The 26,061-nt window shown below is 73.4% G+C and carries 18 protein-coding genes; 16 read left to right on the top strand and 2 right to left on the bottom strand.

Annotated features, from left to right (window positions below; translation table 11 throughout):
* Window positions 1-164: 164 nt before the first annotated feature.
* The 3 genes from glpD (at window position 165) to Q8791_RS04310 (ending at window position 4,237) form a co-directional block, all read left to right on the top strand.
* Window positions 165-1,886, top strand: coding sequence for a glycerol-3-phosphate dehydrogenase (glpD, locus tag Q8791_RS04320; RefSeq protein WP_330090252.1), 1,722 nt, complete (start codon window positions 165-167; stop codon window positions 1,884-1,886).
* 167 nt (window positions 1,887-2,053) lie between these two features.
* Window positions 2,054-2,797: a response regulator transcription factor gene (locus tag Q8791_RS04315; RefSeq protein WP_330090251.1), complete on the top strand. Its 744-nt coding sequence runs from the start codon at window positions 2,054-2,056 to the stop codon at window positions 2,795-2,797.
* A 30-nt stretch (window positions 2,798-2,827) separates the two neighbouring features.
* Entirely contained in the window at window positions 2,828-4,237 is a 1,410-nt protein-coding gene (locus Q8791_RS04310) for a sensor histidine kinase (protein WP_330090250.1), read from the top strand.
* Here the strand turns inward: Q8791_RS04310 and Q8791_RS04305 are convergent.
* Complete coding sequence (locus Q8791_RS04305) at window positions 4,149-5,276, bottom strand: TAXI family TRAP transporter solute-binding subunit (RefSeq protein ID WP_330090249.1); 1,128 nt, start codon at window positions 5,274-5,276, stop codon at window positions 4,149-4,151. The two genes, Q8791_RS04310 and Q8791_RS04305, sit on opposite strands and share 89 nt — an antisense overlap.
* A gap of 206 nt (window positions 5,277-5,482) precedes the next feature.
* Here Q8791_RS04305 and Q8791_RS04300 point away from each other — a divergent pair, with 206 nt between their 5' ends.
* The 10 genes from Q8791_RS04300 to guaA all read left to right on the top strand — a co-directional run bounded on the left by Q8791_RS04300 (window position 5,483) and on the right by guaA (window position 21,102).
* Window positions 5,483-6,508, top strand: a complete 1,026-nt coding sequence (locus tag Q8791_RS04300; protein WP_330090248.1) for a TAXI family TRAP transporter solute-binding subunit — start codon at window positions 5,483-5,485, stop codon at window positions 6,506-6,508.
* Window positions 6,509-6,521: 13 nt separating this feature from the next.
* On the top strand, window positions 6,522-7,079 hold the full coding sequence (locus Q8791_RS04295; protein WP_330090247.1) for a DUF1850 domain-containing protein: 558 nt from the start codon (window positions 6,522-6,524) through the stop codon (window positions 7,077-7,079).
* Between the two features lie 74 nt (window positions 7,080-7,153).
* The gene (locus Q8791_RS04290; RefSeq protein WP_330090246.1) at window positions 7,154-9,454 is read left to right on the top strand and encodes a TRAP transporter permease; all 2,301 of its coding nucleotides are present in this window, start codon (window positions 7,154-7,156) and stop codon (window positions 9,452-9,454) included.
* Window positions 9,455-9,521: 67 nt separating this feature from the next.
* Window positions 9,522-10,559 (top strand): hypothetical protein, encoded by a 1,038-nt coding sequence (locus tag Q8791_RS04285; protein WP_407941953.1) that lies wholly within the window; start codon window positions 9,522-9,524, stop codon window positions 10,557-10,559.
* 149 nt (window positions 10,560-10,708) lie between these two features.
* On the top strand, window positions 10,709-11,191 hold the full coding sequence (locus Q8791_RS04280; RefSeq protein WP_330090244.1) for a transporter: 483 nt from the start codon (window positions 10,709-10,711) through the stop codon (window positions 11,189-11,191).
* Between the two features lie 124 nt (window positions 11,192-11,315).
* Window positions 11,316-12,917, top strand: a complete 1,602-nt coding sequence (locus tag Q8791_RS04275; protein WP_330090243.1) for a 3' terminal RNA ribose 2'-O-methyltransferase Hen1 — start codon at window positions 11,316-11,318, stop codon at window positions 12,915-12,917.
* A complete protein-coding gene (locus Q8791_RS04270) occupies window positions 12,914-15,514 on the top strand; it encodes a polynucleotide kinase-phosphatase (protein ID WP_330090242.1) in 2,601 nt (866 codons plus the stop codon). The genes Q8791_RS04275 and Q8791_RS04270 overlap by 4 nt, the downstream gene beginning before the upstream one ends.
* Window positions 15,515-15,815: 301 nt before the next feature.
* On the top strand, window positions 15,816-18,245 hold the full coding sequence (locus Q8791_RS04265) for an endonuclease/exonuclease/phosphatase family protein (RefSeq protein WP_330090241.1): 2,430 nt from the start codon (window positions 15,816-15,818) through the stop codon (window positions 18,243-18,245).
* Between the two features lie 170 nt (window positions 18,246-18,415).
* The gene (gene galE, locus Q8791_RS04260) at window positions 18,416-19,429 is read left to right on the top strand and encodes a UDP-glucose 4-epimerase GalE (RefSeq protein WP_330090240.1); all 1,014 of its coding nucleotides are present in this window, start codon (window positions 18,416-18,418) and stop codon (window positions 19,427-19,429) included.
* Window positions 19,430-19,521: 92 nt separating this feature from the next.
* Window positions 19,522-21,102, top strand: coding sequence for a glutamine-hydrolyzing GMP synthase (gene guaA / locus Q8791_RS04255; RefSeq protein ID WP_330090239.1), 1,581 nt, complete (start codon window positions 19,522-19,524; stop codon window positions 21,100-21,102).
* Between the two features lie 93 nt (window positions 21,103-21,195).
* Here the strand turns inward: guaA and Q8791_RS04250 are convergent, their stop codons facing one another.
* Window positions 21,196-23,091, bottom strand: coding sequence for a serine/threonine-protein kinase (locus Q8791_RS04250; RefSeq protein WP_330090238.1), 1,896 nt, complete (start codon window positions 23,089-23,091; stop codon window positions 21,196-21,198).
* 265 nt (window positions 23,092-23,356) lie between these two features.
* Between Q8791_RS04250 and Q8791_RS04245 the strand changes: the two genes are divergently transcribed.
* From Q8791_RS04245 to Q8791_RS04235, 3 genes are all read left to right on the top strand, one after another.
* Window positions 23,357-24,328: a 4-(cytidine 5'-diphospho)-2-C-methyl-D-erythritol kinase gene (locus Q8791_RS04245; RefSeq protein WP_330090237.1), complete on the top strand. Its 972-nt coding sequence runs from the start codon at window positions 23,357-23,359 to the stop codon at window positions 24,326-24,328.
* Window positions 24,329-24,411: 83 nt separating this feature from the next.
* The gene (locus tag Q8791_RS04240) at window positions 24,412-25,119 is read left to right on the top strand and encodes a thiamine pyrophosphate-dependent enzyme (protein ID WP_330090236.1); all 708 of its coding nucleotides are present in this window, start codon (window positions 24,412-24,414) and stop codon (window positions 25,117-25,119) included.
* An 18-nt stretch (window positions 25,120-25,137) separates the two neighbouring features.
* Window positions 25,138-26,037, top strand: coding sequence for a transketolase family protein (locus Q8791_RS04235; protein ID WP_330090235.1), 900 nt, complete (start codon window positions 25,138-25,140; stop codon window positions 26,035-26,037).
* The last annotated feature ends 24 nt before the right edge of the window (window positions 26,038-26,061 follow it).

Below are 26,061 nucleotides of genomic sequence, written 5' to 3'. Positions count from 1 at the left end.
GCCCCCGGAGCCGCCCGGAAACGCGAGACACGCCGGTCCGACTGCGGGCGCACGGCGCGCCCCCGGTCGGACGGCTAGCCTGGTTCCCTCTGATCGCCCCGATGGACACGGGCCCCTGGTGGGTATGCGCCTGGGAGTAACACCATCGAGACGGAGGACGACGGATGGCTACGACCTGGCTGGGACCGAAGGGGCGCACCGAGGCGCTCGCATCGATGAAGGACGAGGAACTCGACGTCCTCGTGGTCGGGGGAGGCATCGTCGGGGCGGGTATCGCCCTGGACGCGGTCTCGCGCGGGTTGTCCACGGGCCTCGTCGAGGCACGCGACTTCGCCTCGGGCACATCGAGCAGATCCAGCAAACTCATCCACGGCGGGCTGCGCTACCTGGAGCAGTTCGACTTCGAGCTCGTCCGCGAGGCACTGCACGAACGCGGACTGCTCCTCACCACCATCGCGCCGCACCTGGTCCGACCGGTGCCGTTCCTCTTCCCGTTCGCCCGCCAGTGGGAGCGCGCCTACATCGGCGCGGGCGTCACCCTGTACGACGCCCTGGCCATGACCTCGCGCAACAACCGGGGACTGCCCTCGCACCGGCACCTGACCCGGTCCGGCGCGCTGAGGGTCTTCCCGGCGCTCAAGCGCAGCGCCCTGGCCGGGGCCATCCAGTACTGGGACTGCCAGGTGGACGACGCCCGGTTCGTCACCAGCGTGCTGCGCACGGCCGCCGGTCTGGGCGCCAGGATCGCGTCCCGGGTCCAGGCGGTCGGGTTCCTGCGCGAGGGCGAGCACGTCGTCGGCGCCCACGTCTCCGACCTGGAGACCGGCGAGGAGCTGAACATCCGCGCCCGCCAGGTCGTCAACGCCGCCGGTGTGTGGACCGACGACATCCAGGAGATGGTCGGAGGCCGCGGGCAGATCCACGTCAGCGCCTCCAAGGGCGTCCACCTGGTCGTGCCGCGCGACCGAATCCAGGCCTCCTCCGGCATGATCCTGCGCACGGAGAAGAGCGTCCTGTTCGTCATCCCGTGGGGCCGCCACTGGATCATCGGCACCACCGACACCGCCTGGGACCTTGACAAGGAGAACCCGGCGGCGAGCCGCGCCGACATCGACTACGTCCTGGACCACGTCAACCAGGTCCTGCGCACGCCCCTGGGCAGGGACGACGTCGAGGGCGTGTACGCGGGGCTGAGGCCCCTGCTCTCGGGTGAGTCGGAGGAGACGTCCAAGCTCTCCCGCGAGCACACGGTCGCCCACCCCGTGCCCGGCCTGGTCCTCATCGCGGGAGGCAAGTACACGACCTACCGAGTGATGGCCAAGGACGCGGTGGACGCGGTCGCGCACGGCCTGGGCAGCAGCGTTCCGCCCTCGGTCACCGACCGCCTGCCCCTGGTGGGCGCGGACGGCTACGCGGCGCTCTACAACCAGCGCCACCGGCTCGCCCGCGACTCGGGCCTTCACGTCTCGCGTGTCACCCACCTGCTGCGCCGCTACGGTTCCTCCGTGTACGACCTGCTCGACCTGGTCAAGGAGCGGTCCGACCTGGGGCGCCCGCTCGCGGCGGCCGACGACTACCTGCGCGCCGAGATCGTGTACGCGGCCGAGGCCGAGGGCGCGCGCCACCTGGAGGACGTCCTGTCCAGGCGGACCCGGATCTCCTTCGAGACCTGGGACCGCGGGATCGCCGCGGCCGAGGAAGCCGCCGAACTCCTCTCCGGTCCGCTGGGCTGGAGCGGGGAGCAGGTCCAACGCGAGGTGGAGTACTACCGCAAGGGGATCGAGGCGGAGCGCGCCGCGCAGGAGCAGGACACCGACCAGGAGGCCGACGCCATCCAGCACGGAGCCCCCGAGATCGTCCCGGAGGCGCGCATCACCCGGCGCTGAGCACGTTCGGAGCGCGGCGGGGGGCGCCCGCGCCGGCCCCGTCGCACGAGGCCACGAGGGCCCGCCGTCCACGGACGGCGGGCCCTCGGGTGTGGTCCGGAGCACACTCTCCGGCTAGGGTGCGGTAGCGACCCCCCGCCGTCTCCCCCCTGAAGGACGCGAACCCCATGATCAAGGTGCTCCTCGTCGAGGACGACGTCCGGCTCGCCGACGCCCTCGCCGGCGCACTGGAGGCCAACGGCTACTCGGTCGACCAGGTCCGCACCGCGGAGGGCGCGCTGGCGGCGGCGCCCGCCGACCTCGTCCTCCTCGACCTCGGGCTGCCCGACATGGACGGCATCGAGCTGTGCGGCCGCCTGCGCGAACGCCACGACGCCGGCGACACGGGCGTCATCATGGTCACCGCCCGCGGCCGGCAGCGCGAACGCGTCCGCGGCCTGCGCGCGGGGGCCGACGACTACGTCGTCAAACCCCTCGCCGTCGACGAGCTCTGCGCGCGGATGGAGGCGGTCCTGCGCCGCACGCGCACGCGGGTGGAGGGGCCCCTGGCCGTCGGCCCCCTGCGGGTCGACCGGGCGACGCGCGCCGTCACCTGCGACGGCGAACCCGTCGACCTCACCCGCAAGGAGTTCGACCTCCTCCTCGCCCTGGTGCGGGAGGCGGGCGCGGTCGTGCCCCGTGAACACCTGCTGCTGCGCGTGTGGCAGACGACCTGGCCGGGGACGCTGCGCACACTGGAGGTGCACATCGGCACCCTGCGCTCCAAACTCGGCCTGCCCGGGCTGATCGAGACCGTGCGCGGTGTCGGCTACCGGCTGGTGGAGGACGGACACGGCTCCGCCGCGTCCCGTCGCGCACCGTCCCCCGACCGAGCCCCGGCCGCGGCCGCCGCCCCGGCCCGGCGGCCCTGACCGGGGCCCGCCCCCACCCGGAGCGCCTCCATGCGCCGACGTGTGCTGACCGTGTACGCGACCCTCCTGGTCGCGGCCTGCCTCGGACTGGCCCTGCCCCTGTGCGGGAGCATCGCCGCCCGGGGCACCTCCGACATGCTCCTGGACCGCATCAACGACACGGCCCGGTTCGCGGGGCTCGCCGAGCCCAGCGTGCTCACCGGGTCGGCGACGAGCCTGACCGGTGAGCTGACCGCCTACGACCAGCTGTACGGCATCACCGCCGTCATCGTCGACCGGGACGGCGTCGTCGTCGCCTCCTCCCGCGAGGGCTCCGAGCTGGCGGACCTGGGGCCCGCACACGGGTGGGACCACGACGGCGAACTGCCCGAGGCGGTCCGGACCGCGCTCGCGGGCAACCGCATGGGCGCCGACCGGGTCGTCTACCCCTGGCAGCGGGGGCCGCTCGTCGTCGCCGAACCCATCGGCCGCTCGGGCGAGGTCGTCGGCGCGGCAGTCACGGCCTCTCCCACCGGCTCCCTGCGCCGCTCCACCCTCGTGCAGTGGTGCGTGGCCTGGGCGGCGGTCGCGGTCCTCATGGGGGCCGGGTTCGCCGCCGCGGGCCCCCTCACGCGCTGGGTGCTGCGGCCCATCGACGACCTCGACGAGGCGACCCGGGCCGTCAGCGGGGGCAGCCTGGACACCAGGGTGCGCGCGGAGGCCGGACCCGTGGAGCTGCGCCGCCTGGGGGAGTCGTTCAACCAGATGGCGGACACCATCACCTCCATGCTGGAGAGCCAGCGCACCTTCGTCTCCTACGCGGGCCACCAGGTCCGCAACCCCCTGGCGGCCCTGAGGCTGAGGGTGGACTCCCTGTCCAGGCACCTCACCCCGGAGGGCGTGCGCGACCACAGGATGGCACTGGACGAGGTGGACCGGCTCGCCCGGATCTGCGACAGCCTGCTCACCCTCGCCCGGACCGAGGACACCGAACACTCCCTGGTGTGGGAGGACGTCGTGGAGGTCGTCGAGGACCGGCTGTCGTCCTGGGCGCCGATCGCCGAGCGGGCGGGCGCGGTGCTCGTGTGCGAGGGGGACGCGGGAGTGCGCGTCCGCTGCGTGGAGGGCACCCTGGACCAGGCGCTGGACGCACTCATCGACAACGCCCTGAAGTTCGGCGGGGCCGGAGTGCGGATCACGGTGCGGGTGGGCCGTACGGAGGCGGGCCCCGACGGGCCCGGCCACGTGGACGTGCACGTGGTGGACGACGGCCCGGGCCTCCCCCAGCCCCGGTTGGAGCAGGCGGCCCGGCCGTTCTGGCGGGACGGGCACGACGGTGTGGGCGGCTCCGGGCTGGGGCTGTCCATCGTCGTCACCCTGCTGGAACTCCAGGGGGCGCACCTGTCGCTGCGGCCGGCCTCCCCGCACGGGATCGACGCGCGGATCCGGCTGCCGGTCTGAGCGCGTCCCCCGTCCCGCCGCGCTCGGGCCCGTCGTAGGCGTACTTGACCTCGCGGTAGTACTCGGCGGCGCCGGGGTGCAGGGGGATCGGCAGGGTCGCGATCGCCGACCGGGTGTGCAGGTGCAGCGCGACCGGGTGGATCCGGACCAGCTGTTCCCGCCACTCGAACAGCAGCCGGGTCAGGTCCTCCGCGGAGTCGTCCGGCATGGCGGCGCCGGCGACCAGGAGGCTCGGCACCCCGATGGTGCGCACCGAGGGCACACCCGGGTAGGTGCCCGCGGGCACGGGCAGCTCCGAGAAGTACTCCCCGTACGCGCCCACCAGGGCGGGAACGTGGTCCGCGAGGTCGACGAGCCGGATCGGCGTGCGCTCCGACAGGTCGGTGACCGCCTGGGTGGGCAGGCCGCCGGACCAGAAGAACGCGTCGACGTCCCCGTTCTCCAGGGCGTGCGCCGACGCCCCGATGCTCAGCTGGAGCCGGACGGCCCCGTCCTCCGGAGGGGAGGCGCCGGTCCCGGCGGGCGCCGCACGGAGACCGGCCAGGTCCAGGAGCCGGTCGGCCATCATCTCCGTGCCGGAGCCCCTGGCCCCCACGGACACGGTGGCGCCGGCCAGGTCGGCCACCTTCTCGTAGGGGGAGTCCGCCCGCACCACCAGGTGCGTGTGGTTGTCGTAGAGGCGGGCGATCGCCGTGATGGGCAGGGGCTCCTCGAAGGGAGGGTCGCCCGCGACCGCGAGCGCCGCGACGTCGGCCAGCGTGAAGGCGGCGTCGAGGGAGCCGGAGGCGACCAGCAGGTTGTTCTCCACGCTCGCGGCGGTGGTGAGCGCCGTGATCTCGGTGTCCGGGCGGGCGGTCGCGATCTGGGCGAGCCCCGAGCCGTAGACGTGGTAGACGCCCCCCTCGCCGCCCGTGCCGATGGACAGGCGGAGCGGATCGGACACCCATGTCTGCGACCAGGTGAGGAGCGGAGCGGTGACCGCGACCGCGAGGAGGAGCCCGGCGGCCGTGGAAAGCCACTGGGCGGGGGATCGCGCCATGGGCCAAACACTAGCAAGGCCCGTGAAACCTCAGGAGAGGCTCAAATCCCGTTCCGCCGGCTACAGGTTGCGCGCGCGTGACGGCTACGTTTCAGGTCCGTGGAGTGGCGTGTGCCACATTCTTCCTGTTCGGGGTGCGTTTCGCGGCCCCGGTCGGGGCCGCTCCACGACAGCCCCCGCCTTCCCCCGAGAGGACACCCCCGACCATGCGACGCTCGATGCTGTCACTGGCCGCGCTCCCCGCCGGCGCACTGCTGCTGGCCGGCTGCGCCCAGCCCGCCGAGTCCGGGGACGAGGCGGTCGCGCTCGGAGCCGGCCCCGTCCACGAGCGCCTCAGTATCGTCACCGGCGGCACCGCGGGCGTCTACTACCCGATCGGCGGCGCCCTGAGCACCATCATCGGCGACAACGTCGACGGTCAGACCGGCTCGGTCGAGGCCACGGGCGCGTCCGTGGAGAACATCCGCCTGCTCGGCTCCGGTGAGGGCCACCTCGGCATCGTCCAGGGCGACGCGGCCGACCAGGCAGCCCAGGGCAGCGCCGACTTCGAGGGCGACCCCGTCCAGACCTACTCGCTGGCCGTGCTCTACCCCAACGTCTTCCACGCGGTGACCCTGGCGTCCATCGCGCAGGCCAAGGGCTTCGAGTGCTTCGGCGATGTGATCGGCAACCGCTACTCCGTCGGCGACGTCGGCAGCGGCAACGAGGCCACCACCAACCAGGTTTTCGAGTCGCTGGAGATCGCCCTCACCGAGATCGAGATCGACCAGCTCGGCTACGCCGAGACAGCCAGCGCGCTCCAGAACAACCAGCTCGACGCGGGCTCCTGGGTGGTCGGCGAGGGCCACGCCGGGATCACCGAGCTCGGCACCACCGACGACATCTCCATCATCCCGCTGTGCGACGACGAGCGCTCCGCCGTCGTCAACGGGTACGGCGGCTACACCGAGCACGTCATCGAGGGCGGCACCTACCCGGGTGTGGACGAGGACGTCGAGACCATCGCGGTCTGGAACGCCCTCGTCGTGTCCGGCGAGTTCAACGAGCAGCAGGCCTACGACATCACCTCGGCCATGTTCGAGAACATCCACCAGGTCCTCAACGTGTACGCCCCCGGCGAGGAGTACCTGGTCCCCGAGACCATCGTCAACAGCCCGGTGCCGGTGCACCCCGGGGCCGTGCGCTTCTACGAGGAGCAGGGCGTCGAGATCCCCGAGGACCTGCTCCCGTAGGGGGCGCACCGCGATGGGGACCACGTCCGCGCCGAACGTGAGGCGGTCCGCGGGCGCCGGGGCCGCCCGGCGCCCGCGGACCGCCGCGCTCGCGTGGGCGGGCGCCGCACTCACAGCCGCCCTGCTGCTTCCCGTCTGGCCCGCGCTCAGGATCAGCGACGGCGGCGACACCATGGGCTACCTGGACCTGGCCGAGGGCGAGCCCCTCACGATCTCCTACGTCCACTCCATCGACCACCTGCCGATCGAGGAGAACCTCGTCGTCCGGGACGGCCGCCTGGTCGTGGACTCCACCCGCCTCCGCCAGTTCGGCGCGGGCATGGGACAGATCCCCGGTGAGGGGACCGGCCGCGCCGACGGCGAGTGGTGGGTCGTCGAGAACATGGGGCGCGACATCGGCACGGAGCTGACCATCAGGGTCGGCGCCCCCGCCGTCGACCACCGGATCCGCACCCCGGGAGCCGAGGTGCGGCTGTCCCCGTGCCTCGCCGCCCACCGGGTGCACGTCCGACCGGTCCGGCTGCCCACCCTGCTGCTGCCCTTCTCCGGCGTCCCCGCACCGGAGTGCTGACCCCGCCCACCGCCGCGCCGGCACCCGCGACCGGCCGCACCACGCCCCAGCCCAGAGAACACCGAGGAAGAACCATGGCCGAGACACCCCCACCGGAACGGGACGACACCCCGCCCGCCGACCCCGCCCCCGCGGGCACCGCCGTCGGGCACACCGGACCGTCCACCAGGCCCCGGCCCGAGGGCCCCGCGGCCCCCGGTCCGGCCGGTCGCGGGGAGGACCCCGGGCCCGCGACCGGCAGGGGGAAGCGGAGGACCGGCACGTCCGCCGACGCCCTGCCCGACGTGGACGGCGAGGACGGGCACACCGAACCCGCCTGGCGCCGTGTCGCCTCGGCCCGCTGGGGAGAGGGCCCCCTCGCCACCGCCGTCGGCGTCACGGTCCTGGCCCTGGCCGCCGCACTGACCCTCTTCCAGCTCTACATCGCCCTGCGCGCCGGCTTCGACGCGCGCCAGCAGCGACTCATCCACCTGATGTTCGTCATGGTGCTGGTGTTCCTGGTCAAACCGCCCCTCAAGGGGAAGGCCGGGCGCTCCGTCCCGGCCCTGGTGCTCGACCTCGCACTGATCGCGGGCACCGTGGCGGTCAGCTTCTACCCCATGGTCCTCCAGGCGGAACTGGCGTCCCGCGCCGGCGCCTACACCGAGACCGACTGGATCATGGGACTGGTCGCGATGCTCCTCCTGCTGGAGGCCACCCGGCGGACGGTCGGCATGATCATGGTCGTGATGGTCGCGGTCTTCGTGTTCTACGCCTGGATCGGCCCGCTCATCCCCGGCCAGTTCGGGCACTCCGGGGCGACCATCCAGCGCATCGCCACCCACAGCTACCTCGGCGACGGCATCTACGGCATGACCCTCGGCGTGGTCGTCACCTTCGTCTTCGTGTTCATCCTGTTCGGCGCCCTCCTGTCCAAGACCGGCGGCGGCAGCTTCTTCGTCGGACTGGCCTACGTGCTCACCGGCCGCATGGTCGGCGGCCCCGCCAAGGGGGCGGTCCTGGGCAGCGCCCTCATGGGCTCCGTCTCCGGCAGCGCCATCGCCAACGTCGTCAGCACCGGCCCGTTCACGATCCCGCTGATGAAGAAGGTCGGCTACAGGAAGCACGACGCGGCGGGCGTCGAGGCCGCGGCGTCCACGGGCGGGCAGATCCTGCCTCCCATCATGGGCGCGGGCGCGTTCATCATGGCCGAACGCACCGGAATCCCCTACGCGGACATCGTCAAGGTCGCGATCATCCCGGCGCTGATGTACTTCGGCGTCATGTTCCTGTTCGTGGACATCCTGGCGCGCAAGTACGGCATCGGTCTCGCGAAGGACTCGGACCTGCCCACCCTGGGCGCGGTGATGAAGGCGGGCTGGCACTTCCTCGCCCCGCTGATCCTGCTCGTCGTCCTGCTGCTCCAGTACGTGCCGCCGACCCAGGCGGGCCTGTACGCCTGCGGGGCGCTCCTGGTGGTGGCGATGCTCCGGGCCGGGAGCCGCCTGTCGGTCAAGGACTTCCTGGAGGTGTTCGTCCTCGCCGCGAACAGCACCCTGTCCGTCTCCGTCGCCTGCGCGGTGGCGGGCATCATCGTCGGCATGGTCGGCCTGACCGGACTCGGGCTCGTCTTCTCCGACGTCCTGGTGACGGCCTTCGCGGGCAGCCTGCTCCTCACCCTGCTGATGGTGGCGCTGGCGTCCCTGGTCATGGGCATCGGCCTGCCGGTCACCGCTTCCTACGTGGTGCTGGCGGTACTGGCTGTCCCGGCGCTGGAGGAGCTGGGGCTGGCCGTGATCGTCGCCCACATGATCGTGTACTGGTACAGCCAGGACTCCAACGTGACGCCCCCCGTGGCGTTCGCGGCGTTCGCGGCCGCGGGCATCGCCAACGCCAGCCCGATGCGCTCGGGCCTGTCCGCGTGGAAGTTCGCCAAGGGCCTGTACCTGATCCCCGTCCTCATGGCCTACTCGGCCCTGATGGCCGTCGAGGGCCCGGTGTCGAACCTGGCCGTCGCCGTGATCAGCGGCTGCATCGCCCTGGCGGTCGCCGCGATGGCCCTGGAGGGCCACTTCCTGCGGCCCACCATGCTGGTCGAGCGCCTCGCCCTCATCCTGGCGGCCGCGCTCGTCATGATCGCCCCCGAGTGGAGCGCCCTCTTCCGCGCCGCCCTGTCGATGTCCGTCGACCCGAACTGGTTCGTGTTCGCGGGTTCCGTCCTCGGCGTCGTGCTCATCGTCCTCCAGGTCGTCAACCACCGCAGGGACAAGGCCCGCGGCGCGGCCCCCGGCCCGGTGGCGGAGGCACCCGGCGGGACCGCGGCCCCGGAGGCCGGGACGGCCGCCGGCGCCGACCCGGCGGAGCGGGACGGGGTGCACGCCTCCAGGCAGCCGTAGCCTGACCTCGCCGGATCCCTCGCGGGCCCGTCGTCCCCGGGACGACGGGCCCGCTACGCTCGCACACATGTGGCGATTTGCACGGAACCCGGCAAGGGTGCCTCGCGGCACCGACATCGAGGCGCGCCTGGTGTCCGCGTCCCTGGGAGCCGACCCCCTGCTCCGGGCCGGGTGCGAGGCCGTGCGCGAGGGCGAGGCCGAGGCCGGACTGCCGTTGCTCGCCGAGTCCCGGGAGGACCCCGAGACCCGCGTGGTCCAGGCGGAGGCACTCGGCAGGGCCGCCGCCGAACGGCCCGAGACCGTCGTCGAACTCGTCGGGAACGGCGCGGACCGGGCCGACGTCATGCTCTGGCTGGGGCACACCCTCCTGGCCCGCGCCCTGCGCCGGCCCGCCGGGGGCGCCGCCACCCGCCAGGCCGACCGCAAGGCCTTCGCCGCCGCCCTGGACGAGGCCCGCATCCCCCTGGAGGCCGCCGCGCGACTGCGTACCGACGACGCCGCCCCCTGGGCGGGCCTCCAGACCATCGCGATGGGGCTGGGCGCGGACCGCGAGGAGAAGGACCGGCTCTGGCGGGAGCTCACCGAACGGGCGCCGCACCTGTTCCCCGCGCACATGATCCGGACGCGCTCCCTGTCCGCGACCAGGGGAGGTTCCACCGAGGAGATGTTCGCCTTCGCCGGGGCCACCGCCGACACCGCGCCCGAGGGGAACCCGCTCCCGTCCGTGCTGGCGCTCGCCCACGCCGAGCACGTGCGCGCCGAGCAGAAGAGGCTCGGCGCCGAGGGCAACACCCCCCTGGTCGTGCACAACGCCCTGGGCCGCCTGCACGGCGAGTCGGCGCGGGAGCTGTTCGACCTCGCGCAGGGGTGGGCGACGGCGTCCGTGCCGCACCCCCGCGACGTCCAGGCGCACCACCTGTTCGGGTGGGCGTTCCACCGGGCGGGCATGGCCGAGGCGGCCCACTGGCACCTCTCCGCCGTCGGCAACGTCTACTGCGACCAGCCGTGGTCGTTCTTCGGGAACGCCCGCGCCGGGGTCGCCCTGGCGATGGAGGAACTCGGCGTCGATCCGGCGCGGACGGCGGGCGGAGAGCTCCCGTCCTGACCGGCCGGATCCGGCTCGACCCGGGACGGGAACGCACCCGGGAGCGCCGCCCCGCCGGGCGAGGGCGTGCGGGGCGGGACACCCGCGCCGGGGCCGGTATGAGTAGCCCTACTCATGCGGGAGAGGCGGAACCGGGGCAGGCTGGGGGCATGACCTACCGCCCCCTCACCCCCGTCTCCGCGCCCCGCGCGATCCTCCTCGCCGCGGTGGCCGCCCTGATCGCGTCCGTGCTGCTGCTCCTGGCCGCCTGGGGCCTGCGGGCCTACATCGCGGCCTACCACCCCACCCCCGACGCCAACATCGGCGCGGGCATGCTCCTGACGGCCCTGCCCGTCGTGCTCGCCCCCCTCCTGGCCTGGCCACTCCTGCGCCTCGTCCGGCTGCCGTACCCGGGGCTCACCGCGCTGATCTCCGTGCCCCCGCTCCTGGTCCTGTCCTTCGCGGGCATGATGCTGTGGGTGGAGGTCGACCTCCGCATGCCCGTCGACTCCGCGTACACGGCCATCGACCCGCTGCTGACCTCGGGCGCCGTCGACGCGGTGGTCCTCGCGGCCTCCCTCGCGATCGCCGCCCTGGTCACCTCCCGCATGCACGCCGCCAGGCACGCCCGGGAGCACGGCGCCGCCGGCTGACCCCCGACCGTCCCCGGCGGCCCGCCCGGGTGGCCCCCGGGAGCCACGTCGGGGGCGCCGCTCCGGCCGGCCGCGGACGGAAAATCCCTGGCACCGCGCCACGGCGAGCGGACACAATGCACGGGTGCTACTGACGATCACGACCACGGCGAACCCGGCGACGGACCTCGGTTTCCTGCTGCACAAGCACCCCGACAGGGCGCAGGGCTTCGAGCAGTCCTTCGGTACCGCCCACGTCTTCTACCCCGAGGCGACAGAGGAGCGCTGCACCGCGGCGCTCCTCCTGGACGTCGACGCGCAGGCCCTCCTGCGCGCCCGCACCTCGGTGAGTTCGCCCGACTTCTCGCTCGCCCAGTACGTCAACGACCGCCCCTACGCCACGTCGTCACTGTTCACGGTCGCACTGGGGAGGGTCTTCCGCTCCGCCCTCCGGGGCGTGTGCGCGCCCCGGCCCGCACTGGCGAGCACCCCCCTCCCCCTGGAACTGCGGATGCCCGCCGTCCCCTGCCGGGCCGGTGCGGAACGGGCCCGCGCGCTCTTCGAGCCCCTCGGGTGGGCGGTCGACGCCGCACCGGTCCCGCTCGACCCCGGGCTGCCGGGCTGGGGCGACTCCCACTACCTGACCCTCGCCCTCACCGGGACCATGCGCCTGTCCGAGGCCCTCAGCCACCTGTACGTGCTGCTCCCCGCGATGGACGGCAGCAAGCACTACTGGGTCGACCGGAGCGAGGTCGACAAGCTCCTCCGCGCCGGAGGGCTGCCCGGCGCCGCGCCTCGGACGGACGCGGACGGACCTCCCCCTGCCGGGGAGGCGGACGGGGCGGCCGTGCCCCCGGCCGAAGCGCCCGCGACCGGGGGCGGAGACGGGCCCGTCGCGGACGTCGGCTGGCTCGCCGGACACCCCGAACGGGACTGGATCACCCGCCGCTACCTCAACCGGCGCGACGCCTACGTGCGGACCGCGATGGCCCGGTTCGCCGAGGCCGAGGACACGGCCGAGGACGCGGACGACCCCGTCGTGGAGGAAGTCGCCGCGGACCCCGCGGCCGGGGCGGGCGGCGAGCGCGCCCCCCGTCTGGCCGACCAGCGGGCCGGTGCGGTCATGGCGGTGCTGGACGCGGAGAACGCCACCAGCGTCATCGACCTCGGATGCGGCTCCGGCCGCCTGCTGGAGCGGCTGGCCGGAGACCGCTCCCTCACACGCCTGACCGGCGTGGACGTCAGCGCCGTCACCCTCGAACACGCCCACCGCAGATTCTGCCGGGGCTGCGACCCGAGCGGGAGCAGGCGCCACCGCCCGCTGTCCTCCACCGCCCCCGGGGCCGCGGGCGGGGGCCGGACACCGTCGCGGCCCGCACTCCTGGTCGGCTCCGTCGTCTACCGCGACCGGCGGTTCTCCGGGTACGACGCCGCCGTCCTGATGGAGGTGGTCGAGCACCTGGACCCGTCGCGGCTGCCGGCGATGGAGCAGAGCGTGTTCGGCGCGGCCCGGCCCCGGGTCGTCGTGGTGACCACGCCCAACGTCGAGTACAACACGCACTACGAGGGGCTGGAGGACGGCGCCCTCCGGCACGGCGACCACCGTTTCGAGTGGACGCGCGCCGAGTTCACCCTGTGGACGGACCGGGTCGCCGAGAAGCACGGCTACACCGTCCGCCGCCTGCCGGTCGGGCCCGAGGACCCGCGGACCGGCGCCCCGACCCAGATGGGAGTCTTCACCCGGTGAGTACGACAGAGGGGGCCCGAGCCCCCGAGCCGCGTGTGCTCGGCGTGCCCAGGATGGGCCTCGTCGTGCTGATCGGGGTGTCCGGCTCCGGCAAGTCCACCTTCGCCGCCAGGCACTTCGCGCGCACGCAGGTGATCAGCTCCGACTACTGCCGCGGCATGGTCAGCGACGACGAGAACGACCAGTCCGCCGGCGCGGACGCGTTCGCCCTGCTGCACACCATCGTGGACATCCGCCTGCGCAGGGGCCTCCTCACCGTCGTGGACGCCACCAACGTGCAGAGCAGGGCACGCGGGGAACTGGTGCGCATCGCCAAGGACAACAACGTCCTGTCCACCGCGATCGTGCTCGACGTCCCCGAGGCGCTGGCCAGGGAGCGCAACCGCGAACGGCCCGACCGGGACTTCGGCGACCACGTCATCCGGCGGCAGCGGCGCGACCTCCGACAGGGGCTGAAGCGGCTGTCCCGCGAGGGCTTCCGCAGGACCCACGTCCTGCACGGACCCGAGGAGATCGACGGCGCCACCGTCGCGCTGGAACGGGCCTGGACCGACCGGACCGAGCTCACCGGCCCGTTCGACATCGTCGGCGACGTGCACGGCTGCCGGGAGGAGCTGGAGGAACTCCTCGGAGGGCTGGGCTACGAACTGTCCCGTGACGGCGGGGGGCGCCCCGTGGGAGCCCGCCACCCCGACGGGCGCACCGCGGTGTTCGTCGGCGACCTCGTGGACCGTGGACCCGACAGCCCCGGCGTGCTGCGCCTGGTCATGGGCATGGTCGCCGACGGCGACGCCCTGTGCGTGCCGGGCAACCACGAGAACAAGCTGATCCGGGTGCTCAAGGGCGCCAAGGCCCAGCTCACCCACGGCCTCGCCGAGACCGTGGAGCAGCTGGGCCGGGAGAGCGAGGAGTTCCGTGCGAGGGTGCTCGCGTTCTGCGACGGCCTGGTCAGCCACCTCGTCCTCGACGGGGGACGGCTCGTCGTCGCCCACGCCGGGCTGAAGGAGGAGTACCACGGCCGGGCCTCCGGCCGCGTGCGCTCCTTCGCCCTGTACGGCGAGACCACAGGGGAGACCGACGAGTACGGCCTCCCGGTACGTCTGCCGTGGGCCCGCGAGTACCGGGGCAGGGCGGCCGTGGTCTACGGCCACGTCCCCACCGTCAAGGCCGAGTGGCTCAACAACACCATCTGCCTGGACACGGGCTGCGTGTTCGGCGGCAAGCTCACCGCGCTGCGCTACCCGGAGCGCGAACTGGTCGAGGTGCAGGCCCACCGCACCTGGTACGAGCCGGCCCGGCCGCTGTCGGCCACGCCCGCGGAGGACGCGGACCGGCGCACCGACGACACCATCGACATCACCGACGTCGGGATCGGCGCCGCGGACACGGCCCCCGGCCTGTTCGTGGAGACCGCCGACGGCGCCGTGCGCACCGACAGCGGCGGCACGCTCGCCGCGCTGGAGGTGATGAGCCGGTTCGCCGTCGACCCGCGCTGGCTGCTGTACCTGCCGCCGACCATGGCCCCGGCGCCCACCGCCGCGGACCCCCGGTTCCTGGAGCACCCGAACGAGGCGTTCGCGTACTTCAGGGGCGCCGGGGTCGGCGAGGTCGTGTGCCAGGAGAAGCACATGGGCTCGCGCGCCGTCGCCGTGCTGTGCAGGGACGGGGCCGCGGCCGAACGGCGTTTCGTGCCCGGCGAACTCGGCGTGGTCCACACCCGGACCGGCCGCCCGTTCTTCCAGGACCCCGCGCTCCAGGCGGAGGTCGTCGACCGGCTGCGCCGCGCCGTGACCGACGCCGGCCTGTGGGACCGCCTCGGCACCGACTGGGTGGCCCTGGACGGGGAGCTGCTGCCGTGGTCGGCCAAGGCCCGGTCGCTGATCCGCGAGCAGTACGCGTCGGTGGGCGCCGCAGCCCGCGCCTCCCTGCCCGCCGCCGCGGACGCGCTCCGCGCGGCGGCCGCACGCGGCGTGCCCGTGGACGGCCTGGTCGACAAGGTGGACCGGCGGGCCGAGCAGACCGAGGCGTTCAGCCGGGTCTACCGGCGCTACTCGTGGGACACCGACGGCGCGGCGGGGCTCCGGTACGCGCCGTTCACGGTCCTGGCCTCCGAGGGCAGGGAGTACTCCGACGCCGACCACCTGTGGCACATGGCGGTCGCCGAACGGCTCGCGGAGACCGGCGGCATGGTGCACCCCACCCGCTACCGGGTGGTCGACACCACCGACCCGGCCGCCTGCGGCTCCGCCGCCGACTGGTGGACCGACATGGTCGGCACGGGCGGTGAGGGCATGGTGGTCAAGCCGGTCCTGGGTGCCCGGGCCAGGGGCCGCAAGGGCCTGACCCAGCCGGGACTGAAGGTACGCGGACCCGAGTACCTGCGCATCGTCTACGGCCCCGACTACACCGACCCCGAGAGGCTGGCCGTCCTCAAGGACCGCAACCTCGGCCGCAAGAGCAGCCTGGCCATGCGGCAGCACAAACTGGGGCTGGAGGCCCTGGCGCGGCACGCGCGCCGCGAACCGCTGTGGCGCGTGCACGAACCCGTGTTCGCGATCCTGGGACTGGCCTCGGAGCCGGTCGACCCGCGGCTGTAGCCCGCGGGCCGGGCACGGCGGCCGAGGCCCCGGGCACGCCGGGCCCGGCCGGGAGGGGCCCGCGCGCCGCACCGGTGCGGGCCGGTCCCGTCCGGACGGGACCGGCCCGGCCCTCTGAGGACCGCTGCCGCCCGCGTGCCCGGACTCGGACGTTCGCACCGGGCGGGGCGGGCGCGACGGTGGGCGGATCGCACCAACCGCCGGTCGCGTCGCCTCCATTTCATGCGATCTCTTTCGATCGGACATCCGCACGGGTCATGATGTCCAGGCCCCCGAACCCCCAGCGAACCCCGGAGCAGATGTGTCCCCCACCCCACCCGGACGCCTGATCGCGTCCACGTCCGCCGCCGCCGCGGTCCTCCTGGGCGTCGGCCTCGGAGCGGTGCCCGCCGCCCTCGCCGACGCCGTCGCCCCGGTGATCAGCGAGGTGTACGGCGGGGGCGGCAACAGCGGCGCCCACCTGCGCCACGACTTCGTCGAGCTGGGAAACCCGACGGGCGAGGCCGCCGACCTCGACGGGTGGAGTGTCCAGTACCTCCCCGCCAGCCCGGGACCGGCCACCCGGGTGCAGGTCACGGCCCTGACCGGTGAGATCCCCGCGGGAGGCCACCACCTGGTCCGCCAGGCGGTGGGAGCCGGGGGCAGCACCGAGCTCCCCGCCCCCGACACCGCGGGGAGCACCAACATGTCCGCGACGGCGGGCACGGTCCTGCTCGTGTCCGGCACCGACCCCGTCGCCTGCCGGACCGCGGCGGCGTGCGCGGAGGACGGCGCCGTCGTCGACGTGGTCGGTTACGGCAACGCCGTCGTCCACGCCGGGTCGCCCGTCACGGGGCTCTCCAACACCGCCTCCGCCTCACGCGACGCCGCTTTCACCGACACCGGCGACAACGCGGCCGACCTCACCGCCGGAGACCCCACCCCCACCAACGCGGCGGGGGAGACCGTCGGCGACGGCGGCGGCCCGGAGGAGCCCGTCGAGCCCGGCGACCTGCGCGTCCACGACGTCCAGGGCACCACCCGCACCTCCCCCTACGCCGGCCGCCAGGTCACCGGCCTGCCCGGAGTGGTGACGGCGGTCAACGCCTTCGGCAGCGCCCGGGGATTCTGGTTCCAGGACACCGAGGGCGACGGCGACCCCCGCACGAGCGAGGCGCTGTTCGTCTTCACCGGCTCCACCACACCCCCCGTCGCCGCGGGCGACGAGGTCCTGGTCGCCGGAAGGGTCGGCGAGTACCGGTCCGCGTCCGGCCAGCAGACCGTCACCCAGCTCGACCAGGCCCGCTGGACGGTCCTGTCGACCGGCAACGACCTCCCCGGGGCCGTCCTCCTCGACGCCGACGCCCTGCCCGAGGCGTACGCCCCCGACCACGGAGGCGACGTGTCCGGGCTGGAACTGGAGCCCGACGAGTACGCCCTCGACTTCTGGGCCGCCCACGAGCACATGACGGTCCGCGTCGAGGACGCCCCCGTCGTGGCCGCCACCGACGGCTACCACGCCCTGTGGGTGACCACCAAGCCCGACCAGAACCCCACCGTCAACGGCGGCACCGCCTACGGCTCCTACGGCGGCCCCAACTCGGGACGGGTCAAGGTCGAGTCCCTGCTCGACCGCGCCGAGCACCCCTTCCCGACGGCGAACGTGGGCGACACCCTCGCCGGGGTCACCGAGGGTCCCGTCGGCCACAGCCAGTTCGGCGGCTACCTCATCCGCGCCACGACCCTGGGCGAGCACGTCCCGGGCGACCTGGAGCGCACCGCGGTCCGCGACACGGAACGGTACGAGGTCAGTATCGCCACCTACAACGTCGAGAACCTCGGCGGCCGGGACGACCAGGCCAGGTTCGACGCCCTCGCGACCGGCATCGTCGACCACCTGGACACGCCCGACATCATCGGACTGGAGGAGATCCAGGACGACAGCGGCCCCGAGGACGACGGCACCGTCGACGCGGGCCTCACCCTCGACCGGCTCGTGGAGGCCGTCGCCGCGCAGGGCGGCCCCGCCTACGAGTGGCGGCAGATCAGCCCCGAGGACAAGCAGGACGGCGGGCAGCCGGGCGGCAACATCCGCAACGCCTTCCTGTTCGACCCCGAGCGCGTCCGGTTCGTGGACCGGGCCGGCGGTGACGCCACGACCGCCGTCGAGATCGTGGAGGGCGAGCGGGGAGCCGAGCTGTCGGTCTCCCCGGGCCGTATCAGCCCGACCGACGAGGCGTGGGAGTCCAGCCGCAAGCCGCTGGTCGGCCACTTCCGCGCCCTGAACCGGGACATCTACGTGGTCACCAACCACTTCAACTCCAAGGGCGGCGACCAGCCGCTGCACGGCGTCCACCAGCCGCCGAACCGCACCAGCGAGGTCCAGCGCCACGCCCAGGCCGCACTGGTCGGAGCGTTCGCCGACGAGCTGCTCGCGGCGGACCCGGAGGCCGCCCTGGTCGTCATGGGCGACCTGAACGACTTCCAGTTCTCACGGACCCTGGAGATCCTCACCGGTGACGGCCGGCTGCACAACCCCATGACGGACCTGCCGGAGGGGGAGCGCTACAACTACGTGTTCGACGGCAACTCCCAGGCCCTGGACCACATCCTCGTGAACCGGGCCCTCGCCGGCCGGGTCGACTACGAGGTCGCGCGACTCAACTCCGAGTTCCACGACCAGGTCAGCGACCACGACCCGCAGGTCCTGTGGTTGGACACCCGCCGCAGCACCCCGCCGGGGCGCGGCTGACCCGCACGGGGCGGGAGGGGCCGGGGCCGACGGCGCCCGCCCCTTCCGCGGACCGGCGGGTTCCGGGACGGAACCCGGTGGCGCGTGTCACAGGCTTCCGGCCGGGCCGCCCCCTATCCTGGGGAGCGTCCGCGACGCGGCGGGCGCTCCTCCAGCCAGGGAAGCGAGAGATGAACGTACTGCTCACCGGTGGGGCCGGGTACATCGGCTCGCACACCGCCGTCGAACTGCTCCAGGCCGGGCACGGCGTCGTCGTGGTCGACTCCCTCGTCAACAGCAGCGAGGAGGCCGTCCGCCGGGTCGAGCGCATCACCGGGCGGACCGTCGCCTTCCACCGGGAGGACTGCACCGACCCCGCCGCGCTGCGCCGGGTCTTCGACGCCCACGACGTCGACGCGGTCATCCACCTGGCCGGGCTCAAGGCCGTGGGCGAGTCCGTCGCCCAGCCGCTGCGCTACTACCGCAACAACCTCGACGCGCTGCTCGCCCTCGCCGAGGTGATGGACGAACGCGACGTCCGCGACCTGGTGTTCAGCTCGTCGGCGACGGTCTACGGAGACCCCGAGCGGCTGCCCCTCACCGAGGACAGCCCCCTCTCCGTGACCAACCCCTACGGCGCCACCAAGCTGTTCATCGAACGCGTCCTGGAGGACCTGGCCGTCGCCGACCCGCGCTGGCGCATCATCACCCTGCGCTACTTCAACCCGATCGGCGCCCACTCCAGCGGCCTGATCGGGGAGGACCCCCGGGGAGTCCCCAACAACCTGTTCCCGTTCATCGCGCAGGTCGCGGCCGGGCGCCGTGAGCGGCTCAACGTGTACGGCGACGACTACGACACCCCCGACGGCACCGGCGTCCGCGACTACCTGCACGTGGTCGACCTCGCCCAGGGCCACCTGGCCGCCGTCGACCACCTGGGCGACTCCGCCGGCTGCCGCGTGTACAACCTGGGGACGGGCCACGGCACCTCCGTCCTGGAGGGCCTGCGCGCGTACGAGCGGGCCACCGGGGCGCCGATCCCGTACACGGTGGCCGCCCGGCGCCCCGGCGACATCGCCTCGTGCTTCGCCGACCCGTCCGCCGCCGCCCGCGACCTGGGGTGGAAGGCCGCCCGCAGCGTGGACGACGCCTGCCGTGACTCGTGGCGGTGGCAGTCGGCCAACCCCGACGGCTTCGGGGGCTGAGCCCCACCGCACACGGCGGGGGAGCGGTTGAGCACGGGGAACGCCCTAGACTGGGTGCCTATCCCTGTACTCCCTGCGGAAGGTCCTCCGTCGTGTCCGTTGGTGCTGAGAGCACGTTCGACACCGTTCTCGTCGTGGACTTCGGCGCGCAGTACGCGCAGCTGATCGCACGACGCGTCCGCGAATGCCATGTGCACAGCGAGATCGTGCCCTCGACCATGCCCGTCGAGGACATGCTCGCCAAGAAACCCAAGGCCATCATCCTCTCCGGCGGCCCGTCGTCGGTCTATGCCGAGGGCGCCCCCCACGTCGGCGCCGAGCTGTTCGAGACCGGGGTTCCGACCTTCGGTATCTGCTACGGCTTCCAGGCCATGACCCGGGCCCTGGGAGGAACCGTCGACCGGACCGACCTGAGCGAGTTCGGCCGCACCGAACTGTCGGCCGTCACCGACTCCCTGCTGTTCACGGGGATCCCCGCCGACCTGTCGGTGTGGATGTCGCACGGCGACTCCGTGGTGCGGGCCCCCGAGGGCTTCACCACGACCGCGAGCACCGCGGGCGCCCCGGTCGCCGCGTTCGAGGACACCGACCGCCGCCTGTTCGGCGTGCAGTTCCACCCCGAGGTCATGCACACCGAGCACGGCCAGGAGGTGCTGCGCCGGTTCCTGTACGAGGGCGCCGGGTGCCGTCCCACCTGGACGATGGTGAACATCGTCGAGGAGCAGCTGGAGCGCATCCGCGAGCAGATCGGCGACAAGAGCGTCATCTGCGCGCTGAGCGGCGGCGTCGACTCCGCCGTGGCCGGAGCCCTCGTGCAGCGCGCCGTCGGCGACCAGCTGACCTGCGTGTTCGTCGACCACGGCCTGCTCCGCAAGGGTGAGGCCGAGCAGGTCGAGAAGGACTTCGTCGCGATCACCGGAGCCAAGCTCAAGGTCGTGGACGCCGAGGAGCGGTTCCTGTCGGCGCTGGCCGGGGTGACCGACCCCGAGGAGAAGCGCAAGATCATCGGCCGCGAGTTCATCCGCGTGTTCGAGCAGGCGGCCCGCGAGGTCGTCTCCGAGGGCGGCGAGGGCGGGGCCGAGGTCGAGTTCCTGGTGCAGGGCACCCTGTACCCGGACGTGGTCGAGTCCGGCGGCGGCACCGGCACCGCCAACATCAAGTCGCACCACAACGTGGGCGGTCTCCCCGACGACCTCCAGTTCACCCTGGTGGAGCCCCTCCGCGAGCTGTTCAAGGACGAGGTGCGCAAGGTCGGCGAGGAGCTGGGCCTGCCCGCCGAGATGGTGTGGCGCCAGCCCTTCCCGGGACCGGGTCTGGGCATCCGCATCATCGGCGAGGTGACCCGCGACCGCCTGGAGATCCTGCGCGAGGCCGACGCGATCGCCCGTGAGGAACTGTCCCGCGCCGGCCTGGACCGTGAGATCTGGCAGTGCCCGGTGGTGCTCCTCGCCGACGTGCGCTCGGTGGGCGTGCAGGGCGACGGCCGCACCTACGGCCACCCGGTCGTCCTGCGCCCGGTCAGCAGCGAGGACGCCATGACCGCGGACTGGTCGCGGGTGCCCTACGACGTGCTGGCGAAGATCTCGAACCGGATCACCAACGAGGTCCGCGAGATCAACAGGGTGACGCTGGACGTGACCAGCAAGCCCCCGGGCACCATCGAGTGGGAGTAGGGGAGCGGACCTCCCCGCACCACGGACGGGCCCGGCACACCGCGTGTGTGCCGGGCCCGTCCGTGTCGTGTGGGGCCGATCGTGGCCCGGGCCCTAGTTCACCATGTGCCGGATGTCGATCTCGGTCGGTGCGCCGTCGACGGTGTTGTTGAGCAGGAGCTGGACCGGGGACTGCTCCGGGGTGAGGATGAACACCAGCTCACCCGTGGCCGTGTTGCCCGGGGCGAGGCCGTCGACGTCCCACAGCGGCCTCTCCTGTTCGCTCCTGGACGGGGTCGCCGCGACGATCTCCGACTCGGTGTCGGTGACCAGGTACTGCGCCTTGCTGTCGAAGGCGAAGGGTGCGCCGTTGAGGAGGTTGGTGACCTCCAGGTCCACGACGCAGTACTCGCCCCTGCGCAGGCCGGAGCGGCCCGCCACCTCCTCCAACCCGCAGGTGACGGAGGTGACCTGGTACTCGACCGTGCCGTCCGCCGACATCGCGGGCAGGCCTCCAGGAACGCCCGGGGAGTCGGAGTCGTCGGCCCCGTCGTCCGCGGGCGGGGTCTCCTCCGGTTGCGAGTCCGCCGCGGGAGGGGCGTCGTCCGCGTCGGAGAACGGTGAACGGTCCATGTTCATCAGCAGGGTCACCAGGATGACCACGAGCACCAGGAGTGCCGTGGCGCCCACCGCCACCATGACGATGAGCCCCCGCCGCCGGTTCGGCGCCGCGGGCTGGTGCGGGGGCGGTGGCACCGGCGGCACGTACGGCTGGGGTCCCGGACGGTTCGCCTGCTGGTCGGCGGGGGGCACCATCGGGATGGGCCCGGTCGAGGCGGGGTGCTGTACCGGGGGCGGACCCGCCTGCCGGGGCTGCTGCGCCTGCGCGCCCGGCGGAGGGCCGGACTGGTGGCCTGTCGCCGGGTAGCCGGGGGGCGGCCCCGCGGGGGGCTGCGGGTGCTGGAAGTTGCCCGTCTGGTGCGCGGGCGGGGGCATGGGCGGGCCCGCCTGGTACTGGCCGGGCGCCTGGTGGCGCATGCCCGTCATGGTCTGGTGCCCTGGCGCGCCCTGCTGGGGGTGCATCCCCGGGGGCGGACCGGGCGGCATCGGCGGCAGGTTGGGCCGCCACGACTGGTGCAGCGCGTGCGACACCATGTCGTTGGGGTTGGTGCTGTCCTCGCCGCCCGCCAGCTCCAGCAGGAGGTCCTGCGCGGTGGGGCGGCGGTTCGGCTCCTTGGCCAGCGCGCGCGTCACCAGGCGGTCCAGCGGGCTGTCCAGGTTGCCGATCTGGGGTTCGGCGAACAGCACCCGCTTGCCCAGCGTCATGGCGTCGCCGTTGCCGAAGGGGTGCGTGCCGTTGCCGGCGAACGCCACCAGGCACCCCCAGGCGAAGATGTCCGCCGAGGTGGTGACCTGCTCCTCCAACAGCTGCTCGGGCGCCATCCACCCGGGGCTGCCCATGACGATGCCGGTCTGGGTGTGGTTCGTGGCGGTGTTCATCGCGCGCGCGATGCCGAAGTCGATCACCCGGGGGCCGGACAGCGACAGCAGCACGTTCGCGGGCTTGAGGTCGCGGTGGACCAGCCCGGTGCGGTGGATGGCCGCCAGCGCGGCGGCCACGCCCAGGGCGAAGCCGTGCAGGGTGGAGGAGTCCAGCGGGCCGTTCTCGGCTATGTGCTCGGCCAGGGCGGTGCCCGCGATGTACTCGGTGACCATGTAGGGACGGTTCTCGAACGTCCCGTGGTCGAGCACCTTGGCGGTGCAGAAGGAGGCGACCTTGCGGGCGTTCTCCATCTCATCGCGGAAACGCGCCCGCGTCGCCTCGTCGAAGGCGAGTTCCGGGCGGATGACCTTGATGGCTACCTGGTTGTTCCTCTCCGACAAACTGCCCAGGTAGACGGTACCCATGCCACCGCTGCCCAGCTTCCCGGACAGCACATAGGGACCGATGGTGGCCGGATCTCCGGCGGCCAGCGGTTCCAGGTTCTTCGGGAGCCCATCCGACGGCAAGCGACCCTCCCCGACGGTGTCCAAACCCCGCCTTGCCCCAAGGTAGCGGTGTTTGTGCCCTGATTCCCACTCAGCGGCCTGATCGGGCCGTTCTGGGGACAGGCGGTGACTGACATGACAGTGGTGACGATCCCCGGATCGTGATCTTGGTTCCCGATTCCTTCCGGCGATGACGTTCGCGCCGGTGGGAGGGGGTGAACACACCAGCGCCCCTGGCGGGGTACGTGTTCACGCAAGGTGGGGGTTCCTTTACGATTGGGGACTCGTGACCGTAAATACCACCGTAACCGTGCGGGTCCCCGCGAAGGTGAACCTCCAGTTGGCGGTGGGGCCCGGACGCGAGGACGGGTTCCACGACCTCGTCAACGTGTTCCACGCCGTCTCACTGTTCGATGAGGTTACCGTCCGGGAGGCCCGGTCGCGTCGGCCGAGTCCCCCTGACGGAGGCGCTTCCGTCGTCGCGGGGCTGACCGCCGACGGCGGCCTGGGGTCCCACCTGTCCCGCGTGCCCCTGGACGCGAGCAACCTCGCCGCGCGCGCGGTCGCCCTCGTGGCGGAGCGGACCGGGAAGGGCTTCCCCGTCACCGTCCACCTGGACAAGAACATCCCCGTGGCGGGCGGCATGGCCGGGGGAAGCGCGGACGCGGCCGCCGCCCTGGTCGCCTGTGACCGGCTGTGGGGGACCGGCCTGTCGCGCGAGGAGCTCCTCGACTGCGCGGCCGAACTCGGCAGTGACGTCCCCTTCGCCGTGGTGGGCGCCACGGCCGTGGGGACGGGGCGCGGGGAGGTCCTCGCCCCGATGGCCAGTCCGGGCCGTTTCCGCTGGGTCTTCGCCCTGTCGCCGCACGGCCTGTCCACGGCGCGGGTCTTCGGCGAGTACGACCGGATCCGCCCCGACGCCCCGCAGCCCCGCCTGGACCCGGCCCTGGCCGGCGCGCTCGCGCTCGGGGACCCCGCGGCCGTCGGCGCGGCGCTCACCAACGACCTCCAGGGGGCCGCGCTGTCGCTCCTGCCGGAGCTGGAGCGGACCCTCGGGATCGGCCGGGGTGCGGGGGCCCTGGGCGCCCTGGTGTCCGGCTCGGGGCCGACCTGTGCCTTCCTGGTGGGCGGAGGCCCCGAGGACGGTGCTGTGGTGGCCGAGCGCGAGGCCTCCGTCGTCGCGGCGCTGGAGGGAAGCGGACTGTGCGAGCAGGTGGTGACGGCCCACGGGGATGTGCCCGGTGCCGTTGTTCTGTGATGTAAATCACTGATGATTCTCCTGTTTTGTGGGGGTTCCTGCCAGTTGACCTGAACCACGGTTGAGGTCGAACACTGGTGGGCATGACGATCGCTCCCGCCTTGTCGCGCTACGCCGACCTGCCGGCTCTCATCGGCCTCATGGAGGGTGATGAGAAGCACAAGGGTGCCGCCCACTCCACCCTCGACGTCGTGTGGGTCCTCTACGACCGCGTCCTGGCCGTCACCCCCGAGACGGCCGAGGACCCCGCCCGCGACCGCTTCCTGCTGTCCAAGGGGCACGGACCCGCCGCGTTCTACGCCGTGCTCGCCGCCAAGGGGTTCGTGGACGTGTCCGCGCTGCGCGGCTGGACCGCCTTCGGCTCCCGGCTGGGCCACCACCCCGACCGCGTCCTCGTGCCCGGCGCCGAGATCGGCAGCGGCTCCCTCGGCCACGGACTCCCCCTCGGCCTGGGCAGCGCCCTCGGGCTGCGGGCCCAGGGCGTCCGCCGCCCCGACGGCTCCGTTCCCCGCGTGGTCGTGCTCATCGGCGACGGCGAACTCGACGAGGGCAGCAACCACGAGGCCGTCGCCGTCGCCGGGAGGCTCGGCGCGGACAACCTCACCGTCGTCGTCGTGGACAACGCCTCCAGTAGCCACGGCTGGCCCGGCGGCATCGGCGCCCGGTTCGCCACGGAGGGGTGGGCGGCGCGGGAGGTCCCCGGGCGCGACCACGACGCCCTCCACGAGGCCCTCACCCGGCCCCACACGGGACGGCCGCTGGTCGTCGTCGCCCGCGTCCGGACCAGTTGAGTGACAGGAGACACGGCCATGCGCGAGACCTTCGCCGCCACAGTCATCGAGGCCATGGACCGCGATCCGCGTGTCGCGGTCGTCCTCGCCGCCATCTCCGCGGGCATGTTCCGCTCCACGGCGATCCGCCACCCGGGGCGGGTGATCGACGTGGGCATCCGGGAACAGGCCATGATCGGCGTGGCCGGGGGCCTCGCCCTCACGGGCATGCGGCCGATCGTGCACAGCTACGCGCCGTTCCTGGTCGAGCGCCCGTTCGAGCAGGTCAAGCTCGACTTCGCCCACCAGGACGTGGGCGCGGTCCTGGTCAGTATCGGCGGCTCCTACGACGCCTCGGAGGAGGGGCGCACCCACCAGGCGCCCGGCGACGTTGCGCTGCTGGACACCCTCCCCGGGTGGACCGTGCACGTGCCGGGCCACCCGGACGAGGTGCGCGGCGCCCTGGAGGCCGCGATCCCAGGGGAGGACCGCGTGTACGTCCGGCTCTCCGGCACCTCGAACCGGGCGTCCCTGCCGGTGGGCGGCCGGCTGTCGGTGGTGCGCGCGGGGACGCCCCGCTCCGCGGGCGTGGTGGTCGCGGTCGGGCCGATGCTGGACCGCGTCCTGGAGGCCACCGCCGACCTCGACGTGACCGTGGCCTACACCTCCACCGTGCGACCGTTCGACCGCACGGGGCTCAGCGCCCTGGTCGGCGCGGCGGGCAACGCCGACGTGCTCGTGGTCGAGCCCTACCTGGCCGGAACCTCCGCGCACGAGGTCGCGGCGGCGCTCGCCGACCGGCGCCACCGCCAGCTCGGGCTGGGCGTCTCCCGCGACCGGGAGCTGCGCGCCTACGGCACGCCCGAGCAGCACGCCCGGGCGCACGGGGTGGACGCGGAGGGCGTCGCCAAGGCCGCCAGGGACTTCTTCCTGGTGTAGACCGGGCGCCGGGAGCCCGGCGCC

Origin of the sequence: Nocardiopsis codii (assembly GCF_036327455.1) — a bacterium.
Lineage (GTDB): Bacteria > Actinomycetota > Actinomycetes > Streptosporangiales > Streptosporangiaceae > Nocardiopsis > Nocardiopsis codii.
This window is presented reverse-complemented; position numbering and strand designations above follow the sequence as displayed.

Bases quoted from the DNA above. Each gene is read 5' to 3' on its own strand.
- Q8791_RS04305 (WP_330090249.1), bottom strand. From the start codon at position 5,276: ATGGCGCGATCCCCCGCCCAGTGGCTTTCCACGGCCGCCGGGCTCCTC.
- galE (WP_330090240.1), top strand. From the start codon at position 18,416: ATGAACGTACTGCTCACCGGTGGGGCCGGGTACATCGGCTCGCACACC.
- Q8791_RS04300 (WP_330090248.1), top strand. From the start codon at position 5,483: ATGCGACGCTCGATGCTGTCACTGGCCGCGCTCCCCGCCGGCGCACTG.
- Q8791_RS04285 (WP_407941953.1), top strand. From the start codon at position 9,522: ATGTGGCGATTTGCACGGAACCCGGCAAGGGTGCCTCGCGGCACCGAC.
- Q8791_RS04235 (WP_330090235.1), top strand. From the start codon at position 25,138: ATGCGCGAGACCTTCGCCGCCACAGTCATCGAGGCCATGGACCGCGAT.
- Q8791_RS04290 (WP_330090246.1), top strand. From the start codon at position 7,154: ATGGCCGAGACACCCCCACCGGAACGGGACGACACCCCGCCCGCCGAC.
- Q8791_RS04240 (WP_330090236.1), top strand. From the start codon at position 24,412: ATGACGATCGCTCCCGCCTTGTCGCGCTACGCCGACCTGCCGGCTCTC.
- glpD (WP_330090252.1), top strand. From the start codon at position 165: ATGGCTACGACCTGGCTGGGACCGAAGGGGCGCACCGAGGCGCTCGCA.
- Q8791_RS04310 (WP_330090250.1), top strand. From the start codon at position 2,828: ATGCGCCGACGTGTGCTGACCGTGTACGCGACCCTCCTGGTCGCGGCC.
- Q8791_RS04315 (WP_330090251.1), top strand. From the start codon at position 2,054: ATGATCAAGGTGCTCCTCGTCGAGGACGACGTCCGGCTCGCCGACGCC.
- Q8791_RS04280 (WP_330090244.1), top strand. From the start codon at position 10,709: ATGACCTACCGCCCCCTCACCCCCGTCTCCGCGCCCCGCGCGATCCTC.
- Q8791_RS04295 (WP_330090247.1), top strand. From the start codon at position 6,522: ATGGGGACCACGTCCGCGCCGAACGTGAGGCGGTCCGCGGGCGCCGGG.